The following is an 18,682-nucleotide window of genomic DNA, read 5'->3' on the forward strand; positions in this document are numbered from 1 at the left end:
GCGTTGCTCGCGGCCGCCCGTGGACGGCTGGGACCGGGTGATCAGCCAGGCGATCTTTAACGGGCCGACGTGGCCGGGCCGGCGACATGAGCGAAACGCACTAGCTCGGAGCGGATCGTTCGCCGGCATCCGGCGCCACGGCGTCCGTCGCGACGTCGTCGACTCGCCGCCCGGCCGAGCGGCCGGGCGGGCGCAGCCGGGAGATGCCGGCGTCGGCGAGGCCGGAGGCGTAGGCGAGGCGGCTCGCGAGCGGGCGGGCGCGCTCGACCTGCTCCCGTTCGTCGATCACGACGCAGGCGTGGTCGGCGACCAGGCGGCGGCCGTCGACCCAGACGTCGCGCACCGCGCGGGGGGAGGCGCCGTAGACCAGCTGACCGCACGGGTCGTGCAGCACCGAGACGCAGACCGAGTCCTGCAGCAGCACCAGGTCGGCCCGCTTGCCCGGCTCCAGGCTGCCGACCAGGTGGTCCAGGCCGAGTGCCCGGGCGCCGTCCAGGGTCGCCATCCGCAGCACGGTGGCCGCGTCGAGCACCGACGGGTCGAGCGCGTGCACCTTCGCCAGCAGCGCCGCCATCTTGACGGCCTGCAGCATGTCCTGGCTGTCGTTGGAGGCCGCGCCGTCGGTGCCGATCCCGACGGCGAGCCCGGCGGCGCGCAGCCGGGGCACCGGGCAGACCCCGGAGCCGAGGATCATGTTCGCGACCGGGTTGTGCGCGATCGCCACGTCGTGGCTCGCCAGGATGTCGATGTCGGACTCGGTCACCCAGACCCCGTGACCGGCGATGAGCGGCCGGTCGAACATGCCCAGGCCCAGGGCATGGGGGATGGTCCGCCGGCCCCACCGGGCGCTGGCGGTGACCAGTTCCTCGCGGACCTCCGCCAGGTGGGTGTGCACCGCCCAGCCGTGCGACCGGCAGGCGTCGACGCCCGCCTCCAGCAGTTCGTCGCTCTGCCCGAGCAGGGTGCCGACGCCGTACCGGAAGCCGATCGGCGCGCCGGAGGCGGCCGCCGCGGTCACCGCGACCGCCAGCTCGTCCTGCTCGGCCAGGATCCGCGCGGCGCCCGCCCAGGGGGCGCCGGGGACGGCCGCGTCCTCGGCGCCGAACGAGACCACGCCGCGCAGCCCGGCCGAGACCAGCCCGTCGACCACGCCGAGGCTCGCGAACTCGTCCGGGTTGGAATGGACGAACATGTCGTTGACGGTCGTGACGCCGGTGAGCAGCAGTTCGACGGCCCGCAGCCGGGTTCCCTCGCACGCGTCCTCGATGGTCAGCACGGACCCGAGCGGACCCACGATCCGCTCGCCCCATTCGAAGAGCGTCAGCTCCGAGCCCATCCCGGTGGTCAGCGCCTCCGACAGGTGGGTGTGCGCGTTGACGAAGCCCGGGATCAGCAGCCCCGTGCCGTCCCCGACGACCGGCACGTCCGGCAGGTCGGCCCGCAGCTCCGGATACGGCCCGACCGCGACGATCTCGCCGTCGCGCACGTGCACGGCGCCGTACGCGAGATCGCCCGCGGGCCCGACCGTGAGCACCCACGCCGCTCGGACCAGCACCTCCTCCCGCGGTGGCAGCTGGCCCGGCCGCGCCGTCGCATAGGTCACCGGACGATTTTCCCTCACCGCCGCCGCCTTCCGCCGGTGCGGAGGCTCGGCTGGCCGCCCATCCCGGCGCGCCGGCCCGATCGTCCCGCTCGCAAGCACGCCGGCACGCCGACGCCGGATCGCTTGCGATCGGCGAGGTGGGCGGGGAACGTGAGGGCTCGACCCGAAATGGCCAGGCCTGAGCAGGAGGGTGGACGGTGACCGACTTACGGGAAGACCAGGCCCAGATCAGCGAGGTGCTGACCCGATACTCGACGGGCATCGACCGGCGGGACTGGGAGCTGTTCCGGACCTGTTGGACCGAGGACGTCGAGGCCGACTACGGGCTGCGCTTCTCCGGCGTCGACGCCATCACCGAGTACATGACCACGGCCCACCGGGACATGGGCGACACCCGCCACCAGCTGTCGAACTTCGTCATCGACGTCGCCGGTGACCGGGCGACGGCCCGCTCCTACGTGCACGCCGTCCTGATGGTCCGCCCGGACGATCCGAACGCCTGGATCGACGTGATCGGCAGCTACGACGATGTCCTCCTACGGACCGCCGACGGCTGGCGGATCAGCCGGCGCGCCTTCCACCTGGTCCGGATGCTGAACTCCAACGTCACCCCGGACTGGCAGGCCCCGCTGCGCGACGCCACCCCCGCCTGAGCGGGTATCTCACTCGGGGCGCTCAGCGCCCCGACCGGCGTCCTGCCGGATCGGCGGAGCCGATCTGGGAGGTCTGGGTCGCCCCTGGGCGACCTTGAGCCGACCGCCTCAGCGCTCGGCGCCGACGACCAGCCAGCCGGACCCGCGGACCCGCAGCGACAGGGTCACGGCCCGGGCGGCGAGGAAGCCGCCCGCGAACGCGCCCATCAGGTAGCCCACGCCCGCCCGGCCGCCCGGCGCCCAGAGCAGGACGGCGCCGGCGAGCACCGCGAACGCCGCGAGATTGATCAGTCCGGTCCAGGCGAGATAGCGGTTGTCGCCGGCGCCGATGAGCACGCCGTCGAGCACGAAGACCAGGCCCGCGAGCGGTGCCGTGACGGCGAGCACCAGCACGGCGGGGGTGACCAGGCCGGCGACCTCCTCCGCGCTGGTGAAGGCGGGCCCGATCACCCAGGCCAGCGCGGCGAACACGGCCCCGACGACGACCCCGCCGGCGACGCCCCAGGCGACACAGCGGCGCAGCACCACGCGCGCGGCGGCCACGTCGCCGGCGCCGAGCCGGGCGCCCACGAGCACCTGGGCGGCGATCGCGAGGGCGTCGAGCGCGAACGCGGCCGTCGCGAACAGGGTCATCCCGATCTGAAGCGCGGCCAGTTCGTCCGAGCCCAGGGCGGCGGCCACGTAGGTGACCAGCAGCAGCGCCACCCGCAGGCTCAGCGTGCGCAGGAACAGCCAGGAGCCGGCCCGCGCGCCGCTCAGGATGCCGACCCGCCGCGGCCGGCCGCTCGCCCCGACCCGGCGGGCGTGACGTGTGATCACCCACAGGTAGGCGCCCACCATGCCCCACTGGGCGAGGACGGTGCCGGCCGCCGAGCCCGCGATGCCCCAGCCGGCACCGTAGACGAGCGCCCCGTTCAGCGCCGCGTTCGCCGCGAAACCCGCCGCCGCGACGACGAGCGGGGTGCGGGTGTCGTGCAGGCCGCGCAGCAGGCCGGCCGCGGCGAAGACCAGCAGCATCGCCGGCAGGCCCGCCATCGAGATCGACAGATAGCGGGACGCCTGGTCCGCCACGGTCTCCTCGGCCCCGAACACGCCGACCAGGGCTGGTGTCGTCCACCAGCCCGCGAGCGCGAGCGCCACCCCCAGCGCCGCCGCGAGCCACAGCCCGTCGACCCCCGCGGTCACGGCGCCCCGCTCGTCGCCCGCGCCGCGTAACCGGGCGACCGCCGGGGTGGTCGCGTACGCCAGGAACACCATGAGGCCGATCGCCGTCTGCAGCACCGACGACGCGAGGCTGAGCCCGGCCAGCGCGGTGGTGCCGAGATGCCCGACCATCGCGGTGTCGGCCAGCAGGAACAACGGCTCGGCCACCAGCGCGCCCAACGCCGGCACCGCCAGCCCGACGATCTCCCGATCCAGCCGCCGATCCGGACGCGTCACCCGGCAATCCTCCGGCACCGCGGGCCGTCGCCGAACAGGCCGTGGCGGTCGTCACGCCGCCCCATGCCGCCCGCGCCGCTCGCTCCACGGCCACCCGCCGGGCGGCCGTGGAGCGAGCCGGAGCCGGCGCGCTCCCTCAGGCGGTGACGCCGCCGTCGAGCTCGATCGAGCCGAGGTTCGCGAACCGCAGGGTGACGCGGGCGCCGGGCGGGGCGAAGACGGCATCGGTCAGGCCACCGGTCAGCACGACCTGGCCGGGCTCGATCGCGAGCCCACGGCCGGCCAGGCTGTTCGCCGCGAGCGCCAGCGCCTCGGCCGGATGCCCCTGCACGTCGGCCCCGGTCCCGGTGTGCACGACCGCCCCGTCGACCTCGACCGTGACCGCCTCGGCCGCGAGGTCCAGCCCGCCCGGCGGCAGCCGCGTGGCGCCGAGCACGAACGCCGCCGACGAGGCGTTGTCGGCCACGACGTCGGGCAGCGCGAAGCTGAAGTCGCGGAAGCGCGAGTCGATGACCTCGGCGCCCGCGCACACGTGCTCCACCGCCGCGAGCGCCCGGGCGGCGCTCACGCCCGGCCCGGCGAGCCGCTCCCCCAGCACGAAGACGATCTCCGGCTCGACGCGCGGATGGATCAGCCTGCCCTGGGGGACGGCCGCGCCGGCCGGGAGCGCCATCGCGTCGGTCAGCCAGGCGGTGAGCGGCGAGTCGATCCCCATGCGGCGCTGCTTCGCGCGCGACGTGAGGCCGAGCTTGACGCCGACCAGGCGCTCGCCGCGCGCGAGCCGGCGGCGCAGGGCCTCGTCCTGCACGCGGTAGGCCGTCGCGAGATCCAGCTCGGGCCACTCGTCGGTCAGCCGCCCGCGGTCGGCGCGGGCCTCCTCCGCCCGCAGCAGTTCCTCGGCGGCTCGTTCGACGGTCCAGCCGGTCACGCTCCGCCTGCCTCTCCGCCCGTCGTACCTTTTGGCCCGTCGCGCCTCTTGGCCCGTCATACCGATCGGCCCGTCGCGCCTCTCCGCCCGTCGCCCGGGAGCCGCCGGTCCGCCCGTCGCCCGGGAGCCCCCGGCGGCCGCTAGCCGCCGGCGAGCGAGCGCAGGACGGTGGCGAGCGCCGCCGCGCCCGCCTCGCAGTCGGCCGGCTCGGCGTGCTCGGCCGGCGAGTGCGAGACGCCGGTGGGGTTGCGCACGAAGAGCATGGCCGACCGGATGCCATGTGTCGCGAGGATGCCGGCGTCGTGCCCCGCGCCGGTGCCGATGACCGGCGCGTCGCCGAGCAGCGCCGACAGCTCGGTGGCGAGCACCGGGTCGAACGCGGTGTCCGGCGTGAACGACTCCTCGACCGCGTTCGTCCCCACCGCCTCGGCGATCATCGGGACCATCCGGCGCACCGCGTCCTCGTCCGGCCCGCGGCCGTCGAGCCAGCCGGTCACCAGCGACGGGATCGCGTTGACCCCGTTCGGCAGCACCCGCACCTTGCCGACCGTCGCGACGCAGCCGAGCTGGGTCGCCGCCCGGCGCGCCTCGAGGATCAGCGCGGCGAGCCCCAGCGACGGGTCCTTCCGGTCGGCCAGCCTGGTCGTGCCCGCGTGGTTGGCCTCCCCCTCGAAGTCGAACCGCCATCGCCCGTGCGGCCAGATCGACGAGGCGACCGCGACCGGCGCCTCGGTGTCGACCAGGTGGCGGCCCTGCTCGATGTGCAGCTCGACGAACGTCCCGATCCGGCGCAGTGTGGCGTCGTCGCGGCCGATCTCGCGCGGGTCGCGGCCGGCGCGGGTGAGTGCCTCGGCGAGGCTGACCCCGTCGGCGTCGGTGAGCGCGAGCGCGCGGGCGGGCGCGAGCGCCCCCGTCAGGACCCGTGAGCCCGCGCAGGCGACGCCGAAGCGGGCGCCCTCCTCGTCGACGAAGTTCGCGACGCCGATCGCGCGGCGGGGGGCGAATCGCTGCGCCCGCAGCGTCTCGACGGCGCGCAGCGCCGAGATCACACCCAGTGGGCCGTCGAAGCCGCCGCCGTCCGGCACCGAGTCCAGGTGCGAGCCCGTGACCACTCCGGGGCGGCCCGCCGCGACCGAGGCGTCGGGGTCGCCCCACCAGGCCCACTGGTTGCCGACCCGGTCCTCGGTGACCTCCAGGCCCAGCTTCTCCGCCTCACCGCGGAACCAGGCGCGCAGTTCGGCGTCCTCGCGGGTCCACGCGAAGCGCCGGTAGCCGCCGCTGCTCGCGGCCCGCCCTACCGCGGCGAGGTCGCCCAGCGCCGACTCGACCGACATCATCGACCTCCGAGGGGCTGTGAACGCTCATCAGCTCGGTGTTCTTCGGGCTCGGGCGCTTTTCGAACCCGCTTTTCGACCTCAGCAGGTCTCAAGATCGGCATGTCTCGAGCTCAGCGCATCTCGCCGGCGCCCGCGTACGGGTGCCGGCTGAGAAGCGGGCGGCCCTCGGCGAACCGCTCCAGCCGGAAGTCCGCGGCCGGGATGTCCGGGTCGGTGCTGTCGCCCTCGAGGATGAGATCGGCCATCAGCGTGCCCACCGCCGGGCTGATCTTGAAACCGTGGCCGCTGAAGCCGGCGGCGAGGTAGAGGCCGCCGAAGCCGACCGGGGCGATCACGGGGTTCCAGTCGGGGGTGATGTCGTAACAGCCGGCGTAGGTGTGCGCCACGGAGACCTCCGGGAACTTGTCGAACCGGTGCAGCACCTTGGCGCCGGCCCGTTCGAGTCCGGCCTCGCTGGCCTGGTTCGAGTAGTTGTCCGGGTCGGCGAACTTCGGCTCGCTGTGGTCACTGTTGCCGACCAGCAGCTCGCCGGAGCCCTCGACGCGCACGTACTGCAGGCTGACCAGGTCCGAGAGCACCGGCAGGTCACGCAGGGGCTCGCCGGCGTCGACCACCAGCAGCTCCGAACGCAGCGACTGGACCGGGAAGTCGATCCGCAGAGCGGACATCAGCTCGCCGGACCACAGACCGGTCGCCACGACGACCACGTCCGCCTCGACGACCTCGCCCCCGGCGAGCTCCACCCCGGTCACGGCCTCGCCGGCCGTCAGCACCCGGGTCACTGGGGTGCTCTGCCGGATGCGCGCGCCACCCGACCTTGCCTGGGCGCCGAAGTGCGTCGCCAGCTGGGAGGCGTCCGCGTACCCGCCGCGCGGCTCGTACGAGAAGGCGGCGAAGTCATCGACCCGCAGGTAGGGCCACAGCCCCGCCACCCGGTCATGGTCGATCATCTCGACCTCGATGCCGAGGCGCTGGTGAACCTCGGTGTTGGCGCGCAGCGGCGCGGAGTTCTCCGCCCCGACGCCCACCAGGTAGCCGACCTGCCGGAAGCCGACCACGTCGCCGAGCTCCTCGAACGTCGGCAGGCTGCGCCACGACATCGCCGCGATCGAGGGCACGCCGTAGTGGCAGCGCACGATGCCGCTCGACTTGCCCGTCCCGCCGCTGGCCAGCGTGGCCCGCTCGAGCACGAGCACGTCGTCCACGCCGCGGGCGGTCAACGCCCGCGCGATCGACAGCCCGAGCAGCCCGCCACCCACGATGACGACCCGTTGTCCCGCCACGACGCATCCCTCGATCCGGTCGGCCGTTCGTCCGTCCCGGGCCGCCGGCGCGACCGCGCCGCCGCGACCTCGGCGTCGCCGCCCGTCCGGCTGTAGACGCTAGCCGGACGGCGGGCGCCCGGCTTCCGACAGCCGTAGGAAGTCTGCCTAGAATCTTTCGACATCTGACGAGCCATCGTCCGCCACGGCGCACCTGCGCTCGTCGCCGTCCTTGTCAGGAGCCACCGGCCGCGGCGGCGCGGACCGGAAGGCGCGGGACGGGAGTCGATGACGGGGCTTCAGGAGATCGCCGAAGGGCTGGCCGCGCGGCTGCGCCGCTCGGTCGCGATCGACGATCTCGAGACGCGGTTGCTCGCCCACACCGCGCACGAGGAGCCCGTCGACCGGTTCCGGATCGACTCGGTCATGCTGCGCCGGCCCCGCTCCGAACCATCGGTGACGAGCTACGCGCGGGCGCTCGGCATCGCGACGGCGACCGGGCCGGTGCGGGTTCCCGCCAACCCCGAGCTCGGCTCGCTCGCGCGGGTCTGCGTGCCCGTCCGCTGCCAGGGCACCCTGCTCGGCTACCTCTGGCTCTTCGACCAGCCCACCGCGCTTTCCGACCGCGAGCTGCGCCAGGCGGACGAGGCGGCGCGGGCGGCCGGCGAGGTCCTCTTCCGCGAGCGGCTGCTCGACGACCTGCGCCGCGCGGCCGAGCGCGAGCTGCTCCGCGACGTCCTCAACCCGGCGGACGAGATCCGCCGGCACGCGGTGGGCCGGCTCGTCGCCGACCACGGTGTCGCGCCCGACGCCCGGGTCCGCGCGGTCGCCGTCGTCCTCGATCCCGGCCCCGGCGCCGCCAGCGCCGTCGAGATCGACCTTGCCCTCCAGCGCGCGCGGCGGCGGCTCGCGCCGGTCCGGGCGTTCAGCATGGCCACCAGCGGCACCGGCGGGGTCCTGCTGCTCGCGCAGCCGGTCCTGCCCGAACGCGCGGCGCTGCGGGCCGAGGCGGACGGCGTCCGGGCGGAGCTCGCCGCGAGGCTGCCCTCCTCGGCGATCTGGATCGGCCTGGGCCCGGAACGGGACAGCCTGCGCGAGAGCGTCGACACCTACCGGGCCGCGCTGGAGGCCACCCGGGTCGCCCGTCTCGTCCCGTCGCTCGGCCCCACGGCGTTCGCGGACGAGCTCGGTGTCTACGGGCTGCTCGCCCGTCTTCCCCTGGACGCCCTCGGGCCCGACGCGATCCCCGCCGGCCTGCGACGGCTGCTCGGCGACGAGAGGTCACGTGTCCTGGTCCAGACGCTGGAGGCCTATCTCGACGCCGGCTGCGACCCCACCGCCACCGCGGCCGCGCTCGTGATCCACCGCACGACGCTCTACTACCGCCTCGGGCGCATCGCGGAGCACACCGGCCTGGATCTCCGGGACGGCAACGATCGTCTATCCCTCCACCTGGGCCTCAAGCTGGCCCGTCTGCTGGGGCTGTGAGCGCGCGGCCAGCCCAGCGGCCCTCGATCGCGCTCGGCGCCCCACGGCGCGGATCGACGACCGACGGTCAGCGGACGGTCAGCTCACCGCCCGGCCGGGCTCACGGGTACCGCCCCGGCGCGCGCGGCGCGCGCCGCCGGCCGGAGTCCGGCCCTGACAGCCCCGGCTGGTAGACCGTGACCGCTCCCCCGGCCCGCTTGGCCTCGTACATGGCCAGATCAGCCTGGTGGATCACCGTCTCCGGATCGGCGGCCCCGCCGGGCTCGACGATGGCGAGGCCGACGCTGCCGCGCACGGTGTACGGCGCTCCGGCGAGCACGCACGGCGCCGCGACGGCGTCGGCGACCCGCCGGCCGAGCTGCCGCGGATCGTCGCCGCCGCCCTCGGCCAGGATCGCGAACTCGTCCCCACCGAGCCGGGCGACCGTGTCCACCGAGCGGACCGCGGCGGCGAGCCGGGCGGCGGTCACCCGCAGCAACTCGTCGCCCGCCCCGTGCCCGAGCGCGTCATTGACGATCTTGAAATCGTCGAGATCGCAGAAGAGCACGGCCAACGACCGCGGGTCGCCATCGCGGGCACGCCGTTCGAGGGCGGCGCGCAGCCGCTGGCCGAACAACGCCCGGTTCGCCAGCCCGGTCAGCGGGTCGTGGAACGCCTGGTACCGCAGCTGACGCTGACTCGCGCGATAACGGGCCAGCAGGTTCGCGTTCTCCAACAGCGTGCACACCTGCCGCACCAGGGCCAGCGCCAGCAGAAAGAACAGCACAAGCATCTCGTCTCGCTGGATTTGCGCCGATTCCACCAGCCGCACGACGGCGAGCAGGCCAACCGCGCCCAGTGGCAGATACGGCAGCATCAGATGCAGTACCTGCAGCCGGCCGGGGCGCCGGCCGCCCTCCCGGTCGCTGACATCCACCTCACTGACATCGGCGTCACGGACATCGACGTCGCCGGCATCGACCGCCAGCAGCGACGTCGGCCGCGCCGGGACGACCGTCGCCAGCCCGACCAGCAGCAACGCGGCCACGAAACCGGCCGAGATCGGCGGTGGCACCACCACCCAGCGACGCACCGCGGCCGCGGCGTAGGTGGTCGCCACCACCGCCAGCAGGACCAGCCCGGCGGCGAGCAGGCTGAACGCGAGCCAGGACCGCGGCCGGCGGAACGTACCGACCAGGAACACCGCCACGATGAGAACCAGCGCGGCCAGCGCGAGCACCCACGCCATCAGGAGGGCGACCAGGCCGTGCCCGCGGCCCACGACGACGTCCTCGACCACGAGGTCCCAGCCGAGCAGCGCCAGCGAGCCGACCAGGAGCAGGCTGTCCAGCACGGTCACCACCAGCCATCGGCGGCTGGACACCGACCGGTGACGATCACGGCCTTCGCGGCCCGCCAGACCGTCCGGCCCGTGGTCGAGCGGGTCGGTGGGCATCGTGAGCAACCCGGCCAGCGCCAGCGCGTAGCAGACCAGATAGCCGAGATCGGACAGATGCAGCCGGGGCACGTTCGTGCCGGACACGGCGGTCGACCACGCGGCAGCGGCCACCCCGACCATCGTCACGGTCGCGGCGCTCCCGGTCAGCCAGCGCCATCGGCGCTCGTCTCCCCGGCAACGCCATCCCCCGAGCCCACCGCAGACGGCCGCCACTCCCGCGGCGGTCGCCCCCGCCGCCGGTTCGACGACGATCGCGACGGACCGCCGCGCCACCAGCGCGACCAGCAGCACGGCGAGCAGGAACATGGCGGCGCCAGTCGCCAACCGCCAGAACGTCTGCCCACTCATCGCCGAGCCGCCCAGCCGGCGCGCCGGCGCGCTCGCGGGCCGGGTCAGCCGGGACTTCCGCGGCCTCGCGCTCGGGCCGGCCTCAGGATCCCGCATCGGCCGTCACCCCCTGCCTGCCGGGCGACCTTGATTCCGGGTTCGGACACCGGACCGCATCATCGTACGACCATCTAACGAAACGTACCCGTTAGATCACTTAATGTATTTGCGCTTGGTGGCCCCGGGACCGCTCGACGCGGCGTCCGGGCGGGCATCACGCGCTCGGCCGACGCCTCGACCCGGCGATCTCCCCCTCGGGCGATACCGCCAACCATCCCGCCGGACCAACCGCGTGTGGTCGGATCAGGCCGCCCCTGCGAGCCGCACGAGCAGGACGGCGATGTCGTCCTGTTGGGGCTCGCCGCCCGTCGCCTGGCTGGTGAGCGTGTCGGCCAGTCCCTCCAGGCCGGAGTCGGCGACCTGGCGGGAGGCGGGAGGCGGGGTATGGCCGGCGAGCAGGGCCGCGGCCCGGTCGATGCCGTCCTCGACGTCTCGCCCGCGCTGCTCGACCAGCCCGTCGGTGTAGAGGAGCAGCGTGGAACCGGGGGGGAGCGCGACGCTCGCCTCGTCGCGCGCGCCGATGTCGCTGACGCCGAGCAGGAGCGAGTGCGCGTCCGAGAGACGGTGGACCGGGCCGCCGCCGGCGGCGCACAGCAGCGGCGGCAGATGTCCCGCGTTGGCGTAGCTGAGCGTGGCCCCGCCGGAGGTGTTCGGCTCCAGGATGGCGTAGAAGACGGTCGCGAAACTGTCCATCGCGAGGCCCTGGGCCAGCCGGTCGAGGCGCTCGAGCACCTCCCCCGGCCCGACCAGCTCCCAGGCATAGGCCCGCAGCGTGCTGCGCAGTTGCGCCATCGCGGCGGCCGCGGGCAGGTCGTGGCCCATGACGTCCCCGATCGCGAGTCCCACCCTGCCATCGGGCAGGCTCAGGACGTCGTACCAGTCGCCCCCGACGCGGGCGGTGTCACTGGCCGGGAGGTAGCGGGCCACGAAGGTCAGGCCGGGCACGGTCGGCATCTCGGGGAGCAGGCTGCGCTGCAGCATCTCGGCGACCGCGTGCGCCCGCCCGTACAGCTCCTCCCGCTCCGCCCTGGCCTCGACCCGAGCGGTCACGTCGTCCTGCACGCCGACGAAATGGGTGAGCCTGCCGGCGCCGTCGAAGACGGGCGCGATCGCGATCTCGTTCCAGAAGGTTCCGCCGTCCTTCCGGTAGTTCAGGATCTCCACCCGGGTGGGTCGACACTCGCGTTGGGCCTCGCCGAGCCGGGCGGCGGCCGCCCGGTCGCTGCGCGGTCCTTGGAGAAAGCGGCAGTTGCGTCCCACGGCCTCCGCGAAGGGGTAACCGGTGATCCGCGTGAAGGCGCCGTTGACCCAGATCAGCGGGGTGTCAGGCTGGTGCGGGTCGGCGATCGTGAAGCTCACGTCCGTGCTCTGCAACGCGCGCAGATACAGGTCGTCGGCGGGCGCCGCGCCGACCAGCCGCTCCGCCAGGCCGGGTATCGCCTGGTGTATCTCGTCCGACCCGGCTCGGCCGGATCGGCCCGGCCGGCGGGGCCGGCCGCGGCCCGGCCACCTGCGATCGCCCCGCCCCCGCTCACCACGCGTGTCAGCTCGACTCCGCCACGCATTCACTCCACTACATTAGGTCCGATGTGCCGGAACGGCCGGTCGACCGACAACGCCGCCCGCGACGCGACGGCCGGGGGGCACCGGCCGTTCCCCTGGGCACAGGCCTCGCCGCGTCATGATCGACCCGGCTGGGAGCGGTCGAAGGAGCCCAGGATGGGAAGCCTCGCGGGGTGAGATGCGTGGTGATGGGCGCGACCGGCTACATCGGCAGTCGGCTCGTCCCCGAACTGCTCTCCCGGGGGCACGTCGTGCGGGCCGCCGCCCGCACCCCCGCCAAGCTGGCCGAGGCACCCTGGCGTGACCGGGCCGAACTGGTGACGGCGGACGTCACCGACTCCGGCCAGGTGGCGGCCGCCCTGGCCGGGCAGGACGTCGTCTACTACCTCGTGCACTCCCTGCACCACCACGATTTCGCCGAACGCGACCGCGTCGCCGCCCACAACGTCGCCGAGGCCGCTCGGCGGGCGGGCGTCCGGCGGATCATCTACCTGGGCGGGATCAGCCCAGCCGGGCAGCGGCTTTCCGCCCACCTCGCCTCCCGCGGCGAGGTCGGGCAGATCCTGCTCGGTTCCGGGGTGCCCACGGTCGTGCTGCGGGCCGCGGTCGTCATCGGCTCGGGGTCGGCCAGCTTCGAGATGCTGCGCTACCTCACCGAACGGCTTCCGGCCATGGTCACGCCGCGGTGGGTGGGTACCCGCGTCCAGCCGATCGCCATCCGGGACGTGCTCTACTACCTCACCCGAGCCGCCGAGCTGGTTCCGGCCGGCGTCAGCCGTGGCTTCGACATCGGGGGGCCCGACATCCTCACCTACCGGGAGATGATGCGGCGGTACGCCGCGGTCGCCGGCCTGCCACGCCGTTTCGTGGTCCCGGTGCCGCTGCTCACGCCGTGGCTGTCGGCCCAGTGGGTCAACCTCGTGACACCGGTGCCTCGCGGCATCGCCGTCCCGCTGATCTCCTCACTGGTCAACGAGGTCGTCTGCCGCGACCAGGACATCGCCGCGTACGTCCCCGACCCCGCCCGCGGCCTGACGGGCTACGACGAGGCGGTCGCCCTCGCGCTGGCCAGAACCCGTGAGGCCCGGGAGCCGTCGCGCTGGACGTGGGCCACGATGCCGCGAGGGCGCCCGCGGCCGCCGTCGGAACCGCTCCCGACGGATCCGGACTGGTCCGGCGGCACGGTCTACCAGGACGCGCGAGAACTGACCACGGCCGCGGACGCCGGGCGGCTGTGGCGGGTCATCGAGTCCGTGGGAGACGAGCACGGCGGGCGCCCCCGCGCCCGGTCCGTCCGGGGGTGGATCGACCGGCTCGTCCCGGGTGCCGCGACGCGCCGCCGGTCGGTCCCGCGCGGCCCCCGCGTCGGCGAGCCCCTCTGCGGGCGGTCCGGATGGCCCCCCGGCGGATGGCGCGTGGAGGACGTCGACCGGCCGCGCCGGCTGCGGCTGCGCGCGCGGACGCGCCTGCCGGGCCGGGCCTGGATCGAGCTTTCCGCCGCCCCCACCGCCGGGGGCTCCGTCTACCGCCAGCGGGCGATCTTCGAACCGCGCGGGCTCGCCGGCCACCTGTGCTGGAAGTCCCTCGCGCCGGTGCGCGGCGCCGCGCTGGGCCGGATGGCGCGCGACATCACGGACACCGCCGAGCACGCGCGCCCCGTGGAGCGGTCGTGGTGACCACGCTGGCGGTCTTCACCCGGGACCTCCGGGTGCGCGACAACCCGATGCTCGTGGCCGCCGCGCGGGAGGCCGAGCGCGTGGTGCCGGTGTTCGTGCTGGACGCGGCCATGGACCGGAGCGGATTCGCCGCCGGCGGCCGGCGGCGGTTCCTGGCCGAAAGCCTCACCGACCTCGACCGGTCGCTGCGAGAGCTCGGGGGGCGTCTCGTCCTTCGGGCCGGTGAGCCGGTCGAGCAGATCTGCCGGCTCGCCGACGAGGTCGACGCCGCCCGGGTGCACATCGCCACGGACAGCTCCGCCCACGCCCACCGGCGCGAGGCGGCGCTGCGTTCGGCGCTGTCCGAGCGCCGCCGCGAGCTGCGCGGCCACGACGAGGTGCACGCCGTCGTCGCGCCGGGCCGGCTCCGGCCCGCCGGCCGGGATCATTTCGCGGTCTTCGGCGCCTACCACCGCCGGTGGTCCGACGTCCCGTGGCGGCGCGTGCTCGGGCCCCCGGAACGGATCCGGCTCCCGGAGCTCGACCCGGGAGCGCTGCCGCCCGTCGAGCCGCGGGCGGGCACCGACGGGTTCCCGGGCGGCGAGCGGGCGGGCCTTATGCGGGCGGAGCGCTGGCTGGGCCAGGGCGTCGAGCACTATGACGACCAACGGGACCGGCTGGCCGCGGACGGCACGTCGCGCCTGTCGCCCTACCTTCACCTGGGCTGCCTGTCCGCCCTCGAGCTCGCGACCCGGGCGGGGGCGGGCGACGGCGCCCGGGAGTTCGTCCGGCAGCTCGCCTGGCGCGACTTCTTCCACCAGCTCCTCGACGCCCGCCCGGACACGGCGCACCGGGACTACGGCCGTCAGGTGGACGACTGGCGGGACGACCCCGAGGCGCTGGAGGCCTGGCGAACCGGTCACACCGGCGTCCCGGTCGTCGACGCCGGCATGCGGCAGCTGCTCGCCGAGGGCTGGCTGCCCAACCGGGCACGGATGATCACCGCGAGCTTCCTCACGAGGACCCTCGGCATCGACTGGCGCGCCGGCGCCGCGCACTACCTGGAACACCTGGTCGACGGGGACCTGGCCAACAACAACCTCAACTGGCAGTGGGTCGCCGGCACCGGCACCGACCGCCGGCCGGGCCGCGTCCTGAACCCGCTGCGCCAGGCCGAACGGTACGACCCCGACGGGGCCTACGTCCGCCGGCACGTGCCGGAGCTCGCCGACCTGGCGGCCAGGGACCTTCGCCAGCCGTGGCGGCTGCCGGACCCCGAGCGGCGCGCCCTGAAGTACCCCGCGCCGCTCCCGGGCCTCGCCGACACACTGCGTTGACCATGACCGCCGCGTGGACCATGACTGCCCGGTGAGCGCCGCTTCGGCCACCGGGCAGCGAGACGACGGCCGTTCGAGGCAGACCGGGCCCACAATGGCCACATAATGGGTAAAGCCAGGCTTGGCGGTCACCCCAGCCGGGTAGCCTGCCGGGAGTGACGCAGAGTAGGCGGGTGCAGCGGGCGGCGGGCGCCGCCACCTCGTTGGATTCGTGGCGGCGGGCGCGCCAGGCGCCTCGGCCGCGGCCTCTGTTGCGCCAGGGGGTGTCTTGGGTGAACGCGGCCGACCGGACGATGTTCGACGCCGTCGCGCGCGCCCGTCCCATCGCCGACCCGTTGCTGCCACGGCTGACCCACGCGGCCGACCACGGCCTGCTGTGGTGGGGGGTGGCCGGGCTCCTCGGGGTCACCCGCGGCCGGCGCCGCCGGGCGGCGGGACGCGGCCTGCTCGCGCTGGGGCTCGCGAGCGCCGTCACCAACGGCCCGGCGAAGGCGATCTTCCGGCGCGGCCGCCCCGCCACCCACGCGGTCCCGCTCGTGCGCCGCCCGCGGCGCGACCACTCCACGTTCTCGTTCCCGTCGGGGCACTCGGCCTCGGCCGCCGCCTTCGCCACCGCGGTGGCGCTCGACGCTCCGGGGGCCGCCGTGCCGGTCGGGGCGCTGGCCAGCCTGGTCGCGTTCTCCCGGGTGTACGTCGGCGTGCACTACCCGAGCGACGTCGTCGCCGGCGCCGCGCTCGGCGCGGCCTGCGCGTTCGCGACGACGAAGGTCCTGCCCAGGCGGTCCTGGGCGCCGGCGCGCGGCCGGCCGGCGCCGGCGGAGGTGTCCAGCCTGCCGGAAGGCGACGGGCTGGTCGTGGTCGTCAACGAGAGCTCCGGCGCCGGCGCCCGGTTCGGCCAGCCGTCCGGGGTCGCCGCGCCGATCCGCTCCCTGCTGCCGCTCGCCAAGGTGATCGAGGTCGGGCCGGGCGACGACCTGGAGGCGGCGCTCGACGACGCCGCCGCGTCCGCCCGGGTGCTCGGCGTCGCGGGCGGGGACGGCACCGTCAACGCGGCGGCGGAGCGCGCGCTCGCCCACGGCCTGCCGCTCGCCATCTTCCCGACCGGCACGCTCAACCACTTCGCCGCCGATCTGGGGCTCGGCGCCGGCATCGTCGGCATCGCGGACACCGTGCGCGCGCTGCGCGAGGGCAGCGCCGTCGCCGTCGACGTGGGCCGCTTCGACGGGACGCGCCCTGAGGGCACGTCCTTCGACGGCGTGTTCCTCAACACCGCGAGCGTGGGCGGCTACGCCCACCTGGTCGCGGTCAGGGAACGGCTCGAGAAGCGGCTCGGGAAATGGCCGGCGATGGTCGTGGCGCTGTCCTGGGTGCTGCGCAACGAGCCGCCGATCGACGTGACGATCATCGCCGACGAGCCGCTCGTCGGGACGCGGCCGCCCACTCCGGTCGGGCCCACCCGGCCGCGGCTCGCCCGGCCGGCGGGCGCGCGGCGGGCGGCCAGCGGAGAACGGCGCCGGCTGTGGCTGGCCTTCGTCGGCAACGGGATCTACCACCCGCCGGGCTTCGCCCCGACCTACCGGGAGCGGCTCGACGAGAGGATGCTCGACCTGCGGCTCGTCGACGGGACCGTCCCGCTCGCCAGGACGAGGCTGGTCGCCGCCGTCCTGACCGGCCGGCTGCGGCGCACCCCCGTCTACGAGCAGCGCGCGGCCACCAGGATCGAGATCACCGCCGTCGCCGCGGCCCGGGGGCGGGCTCGCGGGCGGGTCCCGTCGATGCCGTTCGCCCGGGACGGCGAGGTCACCGGGCGCGCGCGCCGCCTCATGATCACGCCGAACGGCGCCCGTCTCGTCGTCTTCCGGCCGCGCTGAACCAGTCCCGCCCACCTGGGGCCGCGGGACGACGAGCCGCCGACGCGGGCGTCCCGCGTCCTCGGCGGACCAAGGTCCTCAGTAGACGAAGGTCCCGCGCGGACACGGGTCCTCAGCGGACGGAGTGGTCCTGCAGGGGGATCAGCGCCGTCAGCGGCGTCGTCAGGCGGGCGCACAGCACCGGGTCGAGCAGGTCCTCGACCAGCAGCGCGCAGGCCAGATCGGCGCACAGCTCCATGACACGCGCCTCGGACGACGGGTCCTGGGCGAGCAGCGCGCCGCCCCGGCAGTCCTGGCAGGGGCGCCAGAAGCCCTCGGCGGCGCTGCGGCGGACCAGCGTCCAGACCCGGCGCCGACCGGTGAGCACGGCGGTGCCGAAGGCGGCGTCCATCGCCTCCTGGTGGTCGGTCTCGTCGCGGGTGAGCGCGGTGACCAGCAGGCCCTCGAAGACCTCGGAGCTGCGCGTGTCGTGGCAGCGCACGGCGAGCCTCGGCAGGGCCGCGAGCACCCGCTTCACGTCGGCCGAGGAGGGGCCGAGGTCGGGTTCGTGCGAGCGCGCCCTTGGGTAGACCACCCGCCAGGGACGCATCAGGCCCGCGTACTCGGACCGGGAGAGGATCGGCCGGGCGTAGGCGGCCGCGAGCGCGTCACGCATCGAGCGCAGGGCGGTCGCCGTCATCGACGGGTCGACCGAGACGAAGTCGGCGCCGGCCAGGTCATCGGCGTAGATGGCCGACAGCGCGTCGAACGCGGCCAGCACCTCGACGACGAGCGGCGAATCGGGCGAGAGCGCCCGGTCCCGGGCGACCGCGAGCGCGGACGAGTTGCGCCACTCGGCGGCAAGCCGGATCAGCTCGTCGTCGGTCGTGTGCACGAGCTGGGCAAGGATGCCCAGGATGCCGCGCAGGTTCGGGTGCTCCTCGAGCCGGTCGATGCGGCGAGCGCGAAGGATCATGCGGACGCTCCGGGCGCCCGAGCTCCAGATCTCCGGCCTATCTCGGGCGCGGGGTCCCCATTGATCTTTGCGCCAGCAAAAATCAATGGGGGAGCCTGGGTCACGGCAGCCTGCACGTGGTCCTCCTCGCCATCGGCGCTTCCCTCATCGAGCGCGTCTCGCCGCGGATGCGGATGGTCCCGCCGCCGGGCATCTGTTTGCCGGCGGCGCGGCGGGACGCGGCCATGATCCGGCGGCTTCGGGCCGGCAGGCGACCGCGCCGCCGAAGCCCCGCCCCCGGTGAACAGGGAACGCGAGTCCCCCGAACACTGAGTGTCAGCCCCGTCAGCGTAGTGCGGCGCCGATGTCATCGCACCCAAACTGGCTGACTGCCCCGTCCCGTGGACTATTCGGACTCATCCAACGGACGAGCCGGGCGTCCCACCGCCCGCTGGATACTCATAGTAGCCAATGTCGACGCGCCGGGGTCGGAGTCGACCAGTGGCGCGGGCCATGAAGACTGTGGGAACGCGCGCTAGAGCCCTGCGTAGCCAGCCATTCGACCGCATGGCGATCTATGCCGCACTGGCCACCGTTCGCTACCACAATGGGCCTCCGTCCCGTCACGCGCGGTCAGGCATTCTCGGCCGCGAGAAGGGGCGTCCCGGTCTTCGACGCGCGCCCGGCCCTCGCGTCCGGCGCGGCGGGACCTGCCCGACCCGGGAG

Annotated in this window: 13 protein-coding genes; 5 read left to right on the top strand and 8 right to left on the bottom strand. The window is 74.8% G+C overall.

Annotation, left to right across the window (positions count from 1 at the left end):
• Positions 1-100: 100 nt before the first annotated feature.
• Positions 101-1,603, bottom strand: coding sequence for an amidohydrolase family protein (locus I6A81_RS31055; RefSeq protein ID WP_203002591.1), 1,503 nt, complete (start codon positions 1,601-1,603; stop codon positions 101-103).
• A 197-nt stretch (positions 1,604-1,800) separates the two neighbouring features.
• On the opposite strand from I6A81_RS31055, the gene I6A81_RS31060 reads away from it, so the two are divergent.
• Entirely contained in the window at positions 1,801-2,256 is a 456-nt protein-coding gene (locus I6A81_RS31060; RefSeq protein WP_203002590.1) for a nuclear transport factor 2 family protein, read from the top strand.
• Positions 2,257-2,364: 108 nt separating this feature from the next.
• On the opposite strand, the gene I6A81_RS31065 is transcribed toward I6A81_RS31060, so the two are convergent.
• The 4 genes from I6A81_RS31065 to I6A81_RS31080 all read right to left on the bottom strand — a co-directional run bounded on the left by I6A81_RS31065 (position 2,365) and on the right by I6A81_RS31080 (position 7,244).
• Positions 2,365-3,696 (bottom strand): MATE family efflux transporter, encoded by a 1,332-nt coding sequence (locus tag I6A81_RS31065; RefSeq protein ID WP_307875027.1) that lies wholly within the window; start codon positions 3,694-3,696, stop codon positions 2,365-2,367.
• A 136-nt stretch (positions 3,697-3,832) separates the two neighbouring features.
• Complete coding sequence (locus I6A81_RS31070) at positions 3,833-4,624, bottom strand: 2-keto-4-pentenoate hydratase (protein WP_307875028.1); 792 nt, start codon at positions 4,622-4,624, stop codon at positions 3,833-3,835.
• A 140-nt stretch (positions 4,625-4,764) separates the two neighbouring features.
• Positions 4,765-5,958 carry an allantoate amidohydrolase gene (locus tag I6A81_RS31075; RefSeq protein WP_203002611.1) on the bottom strand — a complete coding sequence of 398 codons (1,194 nt, stop codon included), beginning with the start codon at positions 5,956-5,958 and terminating at the stop codon, positions 4,765-4,767.
• Between the two features lie 113 nt (positions 5,959-6,071).
• Positions 6,072-7,244 carry an NAD(P)/FAD-dependent oxidoreductase gene (locus I6A81_RS31080; protein WP_203002587.1) on the bottom strand — a complete coding sequence of 391 codons (1,173 nt, stop codon included), beginning with the start codon at positions 7,242-7,244 and terminating at the stop codon, positions 6,072-6,074.
• 267 nt (positions 7,245-7,511) lie between these two features.
• Between I6A81_RS31080 and I6A81_RS45170 the strand changes: the two genes are divergently transcribed.
• On the top strand, positions 7,512-8,711 hold the full coding sequence (locus I6A81_RS45170; RefSeq protein WP_285222836.1) for a PucR family transcriptional regulator: 1,200 nt from the start codon (positions 7,512-7,514) through the stop codon (positions 8,709-8,711).
• A 100-nt stretch (positions 8,712-8,811) separates the two neighbouring features.
• Here the strand turns inward: I6A81_RS45170 and I6A81_RS31090 are convergent, their stop codons facing one another.
• Both I6A81_RS31090 and I6A81_RS31095 read right to left on the bottom strand, forming a co-directional pair.
• A complete protein-coding gene (locus tag I6A81_RS31090; protein WP_203002586.1) occupies positions 8,812-10,593 on the bottom strand; it encodes a GGDEF domain-containing protein in 1,782 nt (593 codons plus the stop codon).
• A gap of 246 nt (positions 10,594-10,839) precedes the next feature.
• Positions 10,840-11,955 carry a PP2C family protein-serine/threonine phosphatase gene (locus I6A81_RS31095; RefSeq protein WP_307875029.1) on the bottom strand — a complete coding sequence of 372 codons (1,116 nt, stop codon included), beginning with the start codon at positions 11,953-11,955 and terminating at the stop codon, positions 10,840-10,842.
• A gap of 377 nt (positions 11,956-12,332) precedes the next feature.
• On the opposite strand from I6A81_RS31095, the gene I6A81_RS31100 reads away from it, so the two are divergent.
• From I6A81_RS31100 to I6A81_RS31110, 3 genes are all read left to right on the top strand, one after another.
• Positions 12,333-13,835 (top strand): DUF2867 domain-containing protein, encoded by a 1,503-nt coding sequence (locus I6A81_RS31100; RefSeq protein WP_203002585.1) that lies wholly within the window; start codon positions 12,333-12,335, stop codon positions 13,833-13,835.
• Positions 13,829-15,151, top strand: a complete 1,323-nt coding sequence (locus tag I6A81_RS31105; RefSeq protein ID WP_203002584.1) for a cryptochrome/photolyase family protein — start codon at positions 13,829-13,831, stop codon at positions 15,149-15,151. Before I6A81_RS31100 ends, I6A81_RS31105 begins: the two co-directional genes overlap by 7 nt.
• Positions 15,152-15,423: 272 nt before the next feature.
• Positions 15,424-17,022 (top strand): phosphatase PAP2 family protein, encoded by a 1,599-nt coding sequence (locus I6A81_RS31110; RefSeq protein WP_456319694.1) that lies wholly within the window; start codon positions 15,424-15,426, stop codon positions 17,020-17,022.
• Between the two features lie 112 nt (positions 17,023-17,134).
• Here the strand turns inward: I6A81_RS31110 and I6A81_RS31115 are convergent, their stop codons facing one another.
• Positions 17,135-17,977, bottom strand: a complete 843-nt coding sequence (locus tag I6A81_RS31115; protein WP_203002583.1) for a hypothetical protein — start codon at positions 17,975-17,977, stop codon at positions 17,135-17,137.
• Between the last annotated feature and the right edge of the window lie 705 nt (positions 17,978-18,682).

Origin of the sequence: Frankia nepalensis, from assembly GCF_016786325.1 — a bacterium.
Classification (GTDB): Bacteria; Actinomycetota; Actinomycetes; order Frankiales; family Frankiaceae; genus Pseudofrankia; species Pseudofrankia nepalensis.

What these genes read in the sequence shown, in the direction of transcription:
- I6A81_RS31075 (WP_203002611.1), bottom strand. Translation starts at nt 5,958, where the DNA reads ATGTCGGTCGAGTCGGCGCTGGGCGACCTCGCCGCGGTAGGGCGGGCC.
- I6A81_RS45170 (WP_285222836.1), top strand. Translation starts at nt 7,512, where the DNA reads ATGACGGGGCTTCAGGAGATCGCCGAAGGGCTGGCCGCGCGGCTGCGC.
- I6A81_RS31090 (WP_203002586.1), bottom strand. Translation starts at nt 10,593, where the DNA reads ATGCGGGATCCTGAGGCCGGCCCGAGCGCGAGGCCGCGGAAGTCCCGG.
- I6A81_RS31115 (WP_203002583.1), bottom strand. Translation starts at nt 17,977, where the DNA reads ATGATCCTTCGCGCTCGCCGCATCGACCGGCTCGAGGAGCACCCGAAC.